The sequence below is a fragment of the Fenollaria sp. genome, assembly GCF_057222035.1.
The window spans coordinates 61,296-72,778 of record NZ_JBXXYC010000004.1; the positions used below are offsets into that span (position 1 = coordinate 61,296).

The following is an 11,483-nucleotide window of genomic DNA, read 5'->3' on the forward strand; positions in this document are numbered from 1 at the left end:
TGAACTTGACAAATATTATATGGGGGGTATAATGTACTTATAGTCGTAAATTAACCGAGGTAATTAATGAAGGAGGCACTTTATGAAAAAGTATATTAAAGCAAATTTAAAATATTTGATTCTATCAATTTTATTTGCACTACTAAGCACTGTATCATTTTATTTTTTAACAAGAAATATGGGTAAAGTTGTTGACGCAGCAGGAGCAGGAAACTTTGAAGTCATTAAAGAAAGTTCATTATTTGCACTTTTATTTATTGTTCTATGGGTTTTTACTTCTTATCTTATGCTTAATTCTAGCAACAATTTTTCAAATAACGTTGCCTTATCATTAAACAGAGATTATTGCAGAGCAGTATTTTTAATGCCAACGGCTATATATGATAAGAAATCAAATGATTATTACATAAATTTAATGAACGAGGACTTAAACATACTAAGAAGAGATTATTTTTTAACTCTTAGTCGTTTTGCAAGCTATGTAATACAAGCCATAGTTTTTTTAGTTGGTTTATTTTTAATTAGTCCATACTTTTGTGCACTTAGCTTAGTATTTTCACTTTTACCATTCTTCATAAGTAAATTTGTTACTAAAAAATTGCAAGCGCTGCAAATGGAAGTTTCTCAGTCAAATGAAGAAAAATTTGGCGGAATAAAAGAAATTGTTTTTGGATCACACCCTATAAAACAATCAGGCAATGAAGAAACTTTTATAAATCGCTATTTAAAAGTCTTAGGTAAAAACTTATCAACAATAAAAGAATCAAATATAAAAATGAATATCTTTAATCAATCGATGCGTGGAGTAGGTTTATTGAGCCAACTAGTAATTTTATCTTTAGGCGCTTTATTAATACTAAAAGGAACAGTCTCTACAGGTGACCTAATTATGTCAATGTTCTTCATAACATCAGTTTCAGACGCAGTTGGAAATGCTATAGAGACATATAACAATATAAAGTCGACTAAGGGCGTTGGAGATAAATTCTTAAATATGCTTAAGAACAACGAAGAGCTTCCAAAGGGCAGAGCCTTAGCATTAGAAGCAGGAAAAGTAAAGGACGGAGTAAGCGTTAAAAACTTTAGTTTTGCCTTTGGCGATAGAGATATATTTAAAAACTTCTCATATGAACTAGCCGATGGTGGCACTTATGCTGTTATAGGCGAGAGCGGTAGCGGTAAATCAACATTTGCAAGGCTATTAACAAAAGAGCTTGACGGATACAAAGGTGAAGTAACAGTCTACGGACAAGACTTAAACGAGATATCAGAAAAAAGCTTGTTTGAAAGCGTCGCAGTAGTACCACAAGAAGCCATGATATTTAAAGACAGCTTATTTAACAATATCACAATGTATGACAGCTCTATAAAAGAAGAGAGCGAAGAATACAAAGAGATAATTAAGAAATTAAATCTCGAAGGCTTAGCAAAGAAAGAAAAAGAAGGTACCCTTGATGTGCTTCAAGCCTCTGGCGGAGAAAAAGAAAGAATATCTATAGCTAGAGCGATGATTAGAAAACCAAAGATACTTATACTAGATGAGCCAACGACAGGACTTGATCCAGACAACGCAAGAGAAGTAAAGAAGATAATCACAAACCTAGACGGCGTACTAAGACTAGTTATAACACACGATTACGACGAAGAATATCTAAAGAAGTTCGATGGCGTAATATTTATGAATGAAGTTTGTGCTTAATAAATTAATTATAGGTGGAGAGAAATCTTCACCTATTTTATTGAATAAATAAAGGTATTGCACTTTATTTAAGCTCATGATATCATATATATAGGCTTGGAGGTGATAAACTATGTGGAAGTTAAGAAAATATATTTCGAATAAAGATTTATTTAGCTACATCATCATATATATACTATATAAAATAACTTTTCTTTTAAGTCCATATCTATCTGGTATATTTATAGATGCATCAGTTGCGAAGGACTTTGATAAAATGATTTTATATGCTATATACAATATAATTTTGTTTGTGGCAGGACAGGGAGTTATGTATTTTTTCGATATCATTGAAGGAGAGGCAAGTACTCGCTCGACCATCAATATATATGAAAAGCTTGATGACAATCTTTTAAGATACAATCTCAAAACTAATAATATTAGCCGTGACAAGATCAATCAAGAGATCACACATAATCTCGATGCTGTTAGTAAATACATATTCAAGACGCCAGTCAATGTAGTTTTTCAATTTTTGACAATGGTCTTCATCTTTGTGATAATGCTTACTATATCGGTACCACTTGCCTTTGTCATGCTTATAAGCGTGCCAGTCGGTGCTTACGTTTCATACAAGCTTGGCGATAAAATTTCTGATTACTCTGAAGAAAATATTCAAAATACACAAAATATCAATGGCTACATCTTGGATAAGTACGAGATAAACAAGTCTGAAAGACTTTTAGATAAGAAGCAGCTATTTAATATTAAAGATTATTTAGAAAAGTATAAGAACACTTTGTTTAAAAAATTCAAATTACAATCCTTAGTTGAAAATTGGATGATATATTTTATTTTAAATGGCGTTATACTAATGATGACCATACTATCAGGCTACTTTGTTTTCAATGGCAGTATAAGTATAGGTGCATTTTTTGCTTCACAGCTCTATGTTTCTCAGTTTTGGGGACCAGTGCAAGAGTTATTTGATATAAGAAATGAGTATTTAAGTGATAAACCAGCCATCAATAACTTTGCTGAATTTTTAGAGATAGAAGCTGCTAAGTATAAAGATGATAAGATAAAAATTATAGAGTTAAAAGATTTTGAGTGTTTAAGTAAAGATAATACTATTTTGAACGAAAAAGTCAACGCTTGCTTTGATGCATCACATATCAATATAATCTGCGGGGACAATGGTACTGGCAAGACAACTATAGTCGAGGCAATACTTAATTATAACAAAAGATATAAGGGCAAGATATATATTAACGGTGAAGAATTAAAAGACTTTTCATACTCAGACATAGTTTATATACCTGCAGATTACTTGATATCAAAGTATGGCGTGCTTGAGGACAAAGCTAAGATGTCGTCAGGACAAAGGAAGAAGGCGCAATTTGATCTATCACTATTAACAGATAAGAGCGTGTATATTATAGACGAGCCAACAAACTTCTTAGACCTTGAGAATAAAGAAGCAATTGCAAGGCTTATATCTGAGTTATACGATAATGGCAAGATAATTATAATGATTACACATGATAAAGACATTATGAATAAATTAAATAATGTAGAGACTATATATTTAGAAAGAAAAGTTGCAATATAGATAATATTACTGTAGGTGGGGAGAAATCTTCACCTATTTTTTTATCTAAATGGGTACATATATATAAGAGGTGATTATATGTTAAAGAGATTTTTTGATCTTAGTGGTGACGAGATCATTAATTTAAATAAAGATGAGTTGAAACAAGCGATTAAGTCTTGTGAAGCGAGGATAGTTTTGTCTGAGAATGTTGTGGTTCAAGAGCCTGCGACTTATGGTGTGACATCGTCTGAGCTTGCTAAGTCTTTTGGCGCTGACCTAATTTTATTAAATTTCTTTGATGTGAATGAAAAGAAAATCAAGGGACTTGATTATAGTGGTGACGATATTATTAAAAAGCTAAAAAATCTTGTCAAGAGACCTATCGGTTTAAATCTAGAACCAGTTCAAGACAAGAATATGTTTAGTGAAAAGAAAAATATCAGTGAGGGAAGAAAGGCGAGCGAAGAAAATATTAAAAAGCTTGACGAGATGGGCTTCGACTTCGTTATGTTTACTGGAAACCCTGGCACTGGCGTTGACAACGAGGGTATTAACGAGGCGATAAAACTTGCGAAAAAATATTTCCACGGACTTATCTTTGCTGGCAAGATGCATTCATCGGGCGTTGATGAAAAGATTGCTGACCATGATGTTTATGAAGGCTTTTTAATTGCCGGCGCTGATGTACTTTCTGTACCAGCTGTTGGCACATGTCCAGGCGTTTTCGATGAAGACGTTAGAGCTATTGTAGAGCTTGCTCACAAAAACGGCGCTCTTGTGATGACTACCATTGGCACTTCGCAAGAAAGTTCACCAAAGGAAGTCATTAGGGACATAGCACTTAGAAATAAAATTTTAGGCGCTGACATTCAGCATATAGGCGACTCTGGTTACGGTGGCCTTGCCATTTGCGAGAATATTTTTGAACTTTCAAGAACTTTAAGAGGAGATAGACACACATTTAAGCTTATGGCTGCGTCTATAAATAGATAATGGATATAGAAAAGTTTATTCGTTTTAGAAAAGAGCTTCACAAGATGCCCGAGGAGGCTTTTAAAGAGGATAAGACTAGAGCTTTTATTAAAAATGCTTTAAAAGATGTCAATGGTCTTGAGCCTCTTGAGGACAAATCTTATTTACTCTATAGATATTTTAAGGGCGAGGACAAAAAGTCAATAGTTTTGCGCTGTGATATGGACAGCATTGTAAATAGCAAAAAGACACGTTTTCACGGCTGTGGTCACGATGGACACATGGCGATAATGCTTGGCACTATACTTTCAATGGATATGGCTAAGCTTGATAAGAACGTATATTTTTTATTTCAAGCGGCTGAAGAGACTGGTTACGGAGCGCTTGATGCTCTTGAGATTTTTGATAAATACAGAATTACCGAGGCTTATGGTCTTCATAACTACGCTGGAATCAAGACAGGAACTATATCTACAAAGAATGGACTCTTGTTTTTATCGTCATTCGGCTTAAAATTAAATATACTTGGCAGGCAGTCGCACGCGTCTATACCAGAAAATTCACTAAATCCGATATACGCTTGCAGCGAAATTATTAAAGATATAGAGCCATTTATTAAAAAAGACGCTTACAAAGATTTTAATCTTCAAGGCGAAAAATTTTCTGATAACATCTTCATTACCGTTGTTGGCGTAAAGCTTGGCGGAGAAAATTTTGGCGTGTCGCCAGCAAATTTGGAGCTAGATTTAACCTTGAGAGCATATAACGACGATGACCTAGCAAAACTTAAAAATATTTTTGAAAATAAATATAAAAACACTTTAGAAGAAAAGGGTTTTGTGGTAGAATTAAATAGTACGGATGAGTTTCTATCGGTCGTGAACGACGAAGAGCTTTATGATTCTTTTACGAAAGCTATAGATGCGGATGGACTTCCATTTGAAGAGAGAAAAGAGATAATCAGAAGCAGTGAGGACTTCGGCTACTATAGGCGTAAGGCGAGAGAATTATTCTTCCTACTTGGTGTGGGCGAGGATCATAAGGACATTCACGACGAGGCGTATGAATTTAATGACGAGGCTATAGAGAACGGCGTAAAAGCGTTTTTATCTATAGCGTATAGACTATAGGAGGGATTAGATGAGCTGTGATAGTGATTGCAAGGCATGCAAAGATAAATGCGCATTTGAAAAATTACAAGCGAATGATAAATCAAAGATAAATAAGGTAATAGGTGTCGTGAGCGCAAAGGGCGGAGTTGGCAAAAGCTATGTAACTACGCTACTTGCGAACGCTTTAGCAAAAAAAGGCTACAAGGTAGGTATACTTGACGCGGACCTTACAGGACCGTCAATACCAGCATCTTACGGCCTTCATGGCATGATTTATTCTGAAGACGGCGTAAACATTGAGCCGGCTGAAGCGGCTAATGGAGTTAAAGTCGTGTCAATGAACTTACTTATGGAGCACGAAACAGATCCACTTGTTTGGAGAGGACCTATGCTGATGGGCGTTCTAAGACAATTCTACCAAAACGTTAACTGGGGCGAACTTGATTATCTTTTAGTTGATATGCCGCCAGGAACATCAGATATACAGCTAAGTATATATCAATTGTATCCATTAAACGGACTAGTTATAGTTACATCGAGCCAAGAGCTTGTTGATATGATAGTTCAAAAAGCCTTTAAGATGGCTGGCTTAATGCATATCAAGGTATATGGATTAGTTGAGAACATGGCTTACTTCATCTGCGACGAGTGCCAAAAGAAGCACTACATCTTCGGCGCGCCAAAAGCAGCGGCACTAGCTGAAAAATTTGGCGTGAAAGATTATGCGGCACTAGCACTAAAACCAGAGAACACAAGGTACATAGACCTTGGCCAAGCAGATATACTTATCGAAAATGAATTAGATGGCATAGTAAAAGCACTAGAAGAATAATTTTTCAAAGAAATATAAAAGAAAAATATTTATATATAAAATTTATAAAGAAATTTTATTAAAACACATAGCAGAGTATGATTTTCGTACTCTGTTTTTTTGTTTTGATTTGAAATAAGAAAGCAAAAAATGAATTCTTATTTCAGAAAATGTTGATTATTTGAAATAAGTAAGCAAAAATACAATCCTTATTTCAGAAACTCTTGACTTTTTGAAATAAGAAGTATATAATGTAATCACTATTTCAAATTGGAGCTGATCATATGAGTAAAGAAAGAGCGGGTAAATTAATAAAAAATCTTTCTGGGATAAGCGAGTACTATTCATTCAGACCAAGTCCACTGCCACCAGAGCCTGCTATTGCAATTGACAACGAGCTTAACAATTTAATAATAGATGCACATAAGATGCTTGCCATTTTGGACGATAGGGCAGAGAAAATTCCTGATATGAATTTATTTATATCGATGTATGTGAAGAAGGAAGCGCTCCTTTCATCTCAAATTGAAGGCACTCAGGCAACGCTTGAGGACATCTTTGAAGTGAATCGCGATGAGAGCATCAATGAAGACGTTGAAGAAGTAGTTAACTATGAAAAGGCGGCGAACTACGCTATAGATAGATTAAATACATTGCCACTATGCAATAGACTGCTTTTGGAGACGCATGCGATTTTGCTTTCGGGCGTAAGAGGCAATGAGAAAAATCCAGGCGAGTTTAGACGCAGCCAAAATTGGATTGGCTCAAAGAACTCAAATATCACTACTGCAAGGTATATACCGCCAAATATTGACGATATGAAAGAAGCTTTGTCAGATTTAGAAATGTTTATAAATGACGATGCACCATACGATGCGCTGATAAACGCGGCTCTTGTGCATTATCAGTTTGAAAGCATACATCCATTCTTAGATGGCAATGGCAGGATAGGCAGGTTACTTATAGTTTTATATCTACTATATAAGGGCACTATCAAGACGCCAGCTTTGTATCTATCGTATTATTTAAAGGAACATAGAATTGAGTACTATGATAGGATGACGGCGGTTCGAGATAGCGGTAACTATGAGCAATGGATTAAATTTTTTGTGCGTGGTGTATATATTTCATCAAAATCAGCGATAGAGAGCGCCGATAAGCTTATTGAGCTTAAAAATTCTGATGAAGATAAAATAAATAGCCTAAACATAAGTGATAGAAGAAAGATAAATATAATGAAGCTTTATAGACATCTCCTAGCAAAACCTATAATTGATATAAAGGGTGCAGCCGAAGAGCTTGAGCTTGCCTACAACACTGTAAAATCAATTGTTGATGCGCTTATGGATTTGGATATACTTAAGCAAGATAATAATAAGGAAAGAAATAAAGTGTTCTCGTATGAAGCTTACTTAGCTGTATTAAGAGAAGGAACAGAAATAATTTTATAGATAAAAAATTAACGCCTCGATAATGAGGCGTTTTTTTATGTGTGAGTAACTATTTAATTATACTTAAAATACGTTTACCAAGGTTTTTCCAAGAATATTCATGCAAATCTCTTGAAATTTCTTCTGTGAATAAATTATCATCTAGTCTAGCTATTTGCTTTTCTATATTTGCGGCAAGTCTTTCGACATAGGCGTGAATGTCCTCTGTATATGGTTTATCGACGTCACGTATACGAGGAAGCTTTGTAAATTCGATTATTCCGCTGTTTACAAGTTTTTCGCCAAGCAATTGTCTTAGTCCGTCTATCTCTGAAGCGACTACTAATTTGTGGCAGGCAAGTGCCTCTATCGCAACTAAACCAAGGGCTTCAAAGTATGACGGCAAGATGAATATATCTGAGCGTCTTAAATCTTTTGCCATAAGCAATTGATTTTCAGCGTCTCTTATATATAAATTTTTAGAGTAATTTGCCTCCATCATCATCTTTTCTTTATCTTCATCTGATGCGTTTCCTATGATGTGCATCTCAACATTGTCATGATTTTTTTCTAAATATGGAAGTGTCGCTGCTAGGGCAAAAATGCCTTTTGATTCAACGATTTTGCCAGCGAACATGAGTCTTATCTTGCCATCATTTTTATGATTTTTATTAGGGTAGAAGACTTTGTCGTTATAAGCGCCGCCAACTAAGTGAATTTTTTCTTTAGCTATGCCAAGTATATCCGCAATTTGCTCGTGCTCAGCTGGTGTTACGGTCAAAACTTGATCAAGGTCCTTAAGATGAGTAAGCCTATTTAAAAATCTTTCGTGCTGTATAATTTGTCTCATGTCAGTTCCGTGACTGATGCCAACGACTTTTACATCATCAAAAATTTCACGAACAAGATCTGTCAAAAACATTAGGTGGTGAGAGATAACTAAGTCTGGCTTGAATTCATTTTTCACTTTAACAAGTCTCTTGCGAAAGGCATTAAGCATTGTATCTATCATCTCTTCACTCATTTCGCTGTATACAGTCGACTTATATGGCATGATGTCGCTCATACCGCAGATGTGGAAAGGCACTTCATCTGTGTCATATAAAACTTCTTCTATCACATCCGCATCTACATCGATTAAGTCTCTGTGCTTTTCTTCAGCGCCGTATATGGCAGCGTTTTGAGTGCCAGCCGCCTTAAAGGCAGATATTAAATTTGCAAAGTAAACACCACTACCAGTTTTAGCAGGAAGCTGTGTCAAGACGTGTAGTACTCTCATCTATGTCCTCCATTTCATATTTAACCTTAATTTTATCGCCAATTTTATAGTCGACGTCGTCGTTTAAAATCAGCATCTCAAGTTTATGTTCATTATTTTCTATATCTAGTTCAATGGTCTCGCCATTAAAAGTTATGTCTTTAATAATAAACTCTTCGCCATTTGCATCAGGGCGAATTTTTTCAGGCCTTACATATTTATCCTTGATAATATTTTTATTGCCGATAAAATCAAGAGTGAATTCATTTTTTGGATGATTGTAAATATCTTTTGGAGCGCCTTGGGAAGCTATCTCGCCGTGATTAATGATGATGATCTCATCCGCCATAACAAAGGCTTCTTTTTGGTCATGAGTTACAAATATGGTTGTTATGTTAAACTCTCTTTGTATTCGTCTTATTTCAAATTGCATTTCAGTGCGAAGTTTTGCGTCAAGCGAGCTTAGTGGCTCGTCCATAAGTAAGAGTTTTGGTCTAACTACAAGGCTTCTTGCAAGAGCAACACGCTGTTTTTCTCCGCCTGATAGCTCCGATGGATATCTTTTTTCGTATCCAGAAAGTCCTACGACGCGTAAAACTTCTCTAGCTTCAGCTTCTTTTTCTTTTTTTGTTTTATCTTTTTCCTTAAATTTAAGTCCATACATAACATTTTTTAAAACATTCATGTGAGGGAAGAGGCCGAAGCTTTGGAAAACGGTCGAAACGTCTCTATCTTCAGGTGAAAGGTCTTTTATACTCTTGCCAGCCAAAACTATGTCTCCATCGTGCTTGATAAAGCCCCCAATTGAGTGAAGTATAGTTGATTTACCCGAGCCAGACGGTCCAAGTAAACAAAGGAACTTGCCTTCCTCCAAAGAGAAGCTCACGTCCTTTATCGCGTATTTGTCATCATATTTTTTGGAAATATTATTCACTTCTAAAAACATTTACTTCACATCCTTTCTTAAAAATATTTTTTTAAATTTATTTTTAATATTTTCTCTAAAATTTCTGCTCATCAATAGCCTTAAACTAACGTTAAAAGCAAGGCAAATTAGTATGATGTAGAAGGCGATAACTGAGCCAACACCATATTTTCCGCTTTGAATAACGTCAAACATAACGAGCGTCATCAGTTTTTTGCTAGGATAAACAAGGAAGATTATTGTTCCGACAGTTGTCATGGTTGTCGTGAATGCATTTATCATCGAAATCATTATAGAATTTTTTGAAAGAGGCAAAACTCCGTCAGTAATTTCGTTTATGGATGAGCCGCCCAAGTCTCTAATCGAGTTAAGCATATTCGTGTCAATGTCAAGCATTGCTGCACCCGATGCCCTTGTAGAGAATGGCAGCTGCTTAAATAAAACGTTAAGCACAACTATCGCCGCTGTTCCAGTTATTGCAATAGGAGGCGACCTGAAGAACAATAGATAACCTAGACCAAAGAATGTTCCTGGTATGATGTATGGCAGATTTGCTATCGTATCAATGACCTTCATATATTTATACCTTTTAATTATTAAATAATAGCCGATCAAAAGACCTATAAAAGTGCCGCCAATAGCTGAAATTATACTATAAATAATACTTCTAAGTGCGACGCCGCCTATAAAAACCTTGGTATCTTTAAAATTATCAAGAGTAAATACAAGTTCGCCGACACGCATCTTAGTAAAAGCGTTTAAAATTATTGACGCATATAAAGATACTATCCAAAAAATAAAAAATATTGCAAAGGCACTTATAATATAATACAAAATACCATTTCTTTTAAGAGGAACCTCTTCTTTACTTGCTGAGCCGCTTGCGAGTGTACCTGATTTAACTATCTTTGATGAAAATAAAAATATAATTAGTGTTGGAACTAGTATAAACACGTTCATGGCAGCTGCTCTGCCAAGATTGCCATTGGCAATTACCTCGAAATAACTTTCAAGAGCTAAAACTTCGTAATTGCCTCCGATTATGGCTGGAGTGCCGAAATCTGCTACACTTCTAAAAAAGCTAAGCATCATGACAGCTTTGATACCATTTTTCATCGCTGGAACAATTATATCCATGATTATGTCATTAGTGCTAGCTCCTAAGCTTCTTGCCGAATTAATTATATTTTTATCAAGACTTTGAAGAAAACCTATGAGCAAAAGACTGTTTAGCGATAAATCCGATAGAGCCTGCATAAATACTATGCCCCACATGCCATAAGGGTTCATGTTTAGACCCAAGAGTTTGTAAGTGATTATCCCGCGTCTGCCAAAAAGAGTTATATAGCTTAGCGACGAGACAAAGGGAGGACTTATCAGCGTGATTGAAAGTATAAGTATGATTAGCGTTTTTATTTTTTTCTTCGATAGATAATAATATATAGCTACGAAAGATGATGAAAGTGTCGCGACTATGGTTGTCAAGGCGCCCATCTTAAATGTATTTATGATAAGTTTTTTGTTTGAGAGAATTTTTTGATAGTGTTCAAGCGAAAAAGATCCATCTACAAAAAAGCTCTCTTTAAAAACTGCCAAGAAGGGAATGAGTATAAAGATCACGACTAGTGCCGATAGCACAGATGCTAGTGCTATGTCTATTAACTTAGATGATTTAATCTTTTTCATAAAAAAAACTCCTCTAT

Annotated in this window: 9 protein-coding genes; 6 read left to right on the forward strand and 3 right to left on the reverse strand. The window is 35.2% G+C overall.

The annotated features are described in order from the left end of the window. Positions 1–82 precede the first annotated feature (82 nt). From AC2UOP_RS04470 to AC2UOP_RS04495, 6 genes are all read left to right on the forward strand, one after another. On the forward strand, positions 83–1,699 hold the full coding sequence (locus tag AC2UOP_RS04470) for an ATP-binding cassette domain-containing protein (RefSeq protein WP_484832777.1): 1,617 nt from the start codon (positions 83–85) through the stop codon (positions 1,697–1,699). Positions 1,700–1,811: 112 nt separating this feature from the next. Beyond that, a complete protein-coding gene (locus AC2UOP_RS04475) occupies positions 1,812–3,290 on the forward strand; it encodes an ABC transporter transmembrane domain-containing protein (protein WP_484832778.1) in 1,479 nt (492 codons plus the stop codon). 78 nt (positions 3,291–3,368) lie between these two features. Next, positions 3,369–4,265: a DUF7916 family protein gene (locus tag AC2UOP_RS04480; protein WP_484832779.1), complete on the forward strand. Its 897-nt coding sequence runs from the start codon at positions 3,369–3,371 to the stop codon at positions 4,263–4,265. Further along, positions 4,265–5,374, forward strand: a complete 1,110-nt coding sequence (locus AC2UOP_RS04485; protein WP_484832780.1) for a M20 metallopeptidase family protein — start codon at positions 4,265–4,267, stop codon at positions 5,372–5,374. Before AC2UOP_RS04480 ends, AC2UOP_RS04485 begins: the two co-directional genes overlap by 1 nt. 10 nt (positions 5,375–5,384) lie before the next feature. Further along, positions 5,385–6,188 (forward strand): Mrp/NBP35 family ATP-binding protein, encoded by an 804-nt coding sequence (locus AC2UOP_RS04490; RefSeq protein WP_249242398.1) that lies wholly within the window; start codon positions 5,385–5,387, stop codon positions 6,186–6,188. A 263-nt stretch (positions 6,189–6,451) separates the two neighbouring features. Further along, positions 6,452–7,618 carry a Fic family protein gene (locus AC2UOP_RS04495; protein WP_484832781.1) on the forward strand — a complete coding sequence of 389 codons (1,167 nt, stop codon included), beginning with the start codon at positions 6,452–6,454 and terminating at the stop codon, positions 7,616–7,618. 49 nt (positions 7,619–7,667) lie between these two features. On the opposite strand, the gene AC2UOP_RS04500 is transcribed toward AC2UOP_RS04495, so the two are convergent. Genes AC2UOP_RS04500 through AC2UOP_RS04510 form a run of 3 tightly spaced genes read right to left on the reverse strand, consistent with a single transcriptional unit; the run spans position 7,668 to position 11,466 of the window. Further along, positions 7,668–8,876, reverse strand: a complete 1,209-nt coding sequence (locus AC2UOP_RS04500) for a glycosyltransferase family 4 protein (protein WP_484832782.1) — start codon at positions 8,874–8,876, stop codon at positions 7,668–7,670. Then, positions 8,839–9,801, reverse strand: coding sequence for an ABC transporter ATP-binding protein (locus tag AC2UOP_RS04505; protein WP_484832783.1), 963 nt, complete (start codon positions 9,799–9,801; stop codon positions 8,839–8,841). The genes AC2UOP_RS04500 and AC2UOP_RS04505 overlap by 38 nt, the downstream gene beginning before the upstream one ends. Continuing rightward, the gene (locus tag AC2UOP_RS04510; protein ID WP_484832784.1) at positions 9,802–11,466 is read right to left on the reverse strand and encodes an ABC transporter permease; all 1,665 of its coding nucleotides are present in this window, start codon (positions 11,464–11,466) and stop codon (positions 9,802–9,804) included. Between the last annotated feature and the right edge of the window lie 17 nt (positions 11,467–11,483).

Excerpts from the sequence above, each read along its gene's own strand:
- AC2UOP_RS04485 (WP_484832780.1), top strand. The coding sequence starts at position 4,265 with ATGGATATAGAAAAGTTTATTCGTTTTAGAAAAGAGCTTCACAAGATG.
- AC2UOP_RS04475 (WP_484832778.1), top strand. The coding sequence starts at position 1,812 with ATGTGGAAGTTAAGAAAATATATTTCGAATAAAGATTTATTTAGCTAC.
- AC2UOP_RS04510 (WP_484832784.1), bottom strand. The coding sequence starts at position 11,466 with ATGAAAAAGATTAAATCATCTAAGTTAATAGACATAGCACTAGCATCT.
- AC2UOP_RS04490 (WP_249242398.1), top strand. The coding sequence starts at position 5,385 with ATGAGCTGTGATAGTGATTGCAAGGCATGCAAAGATAAATGCGCATTT.
- AC2UOP_RS04500 (WP_484832782.1), bottom strand. The coding sequence starts at position 8,876 with ATGAGAGTACTACACGTCTTGACACAGCTTCCTGCTAAAACTGGTAGT.
- AC2UOP_RS04495 (WP_484832781.1), top strand. The coding sequence starts at position 6,452 with ATGAGTAAAGAAAGAGCGGGTAAATTAATAAAAAATCTTTCTGGGATA.
- AC2UOP_RS04480 (WP_484832779.1), top strand. The coding sequence starts at position 3,369 with ATGTTAAAGAGATTTTTTGATCTTAGTGGTGACGAGATCATTAATTTA.
- AC2UOP_RS04505 (WP_484832783.1), bottom strand. The coding sequence starts at position 9,801 with ATGTTTTTAGAAGTGAATAATATTTCCAAAAAATATGATGACAAATAC.
- AC2UOP_RS04470 (WP_484832777.1), top strand. The coding sequence starts at position 83 with ATGAAAAAGTATATTAAAGCAAATTTAAAATATTTGATTCTATCAATT.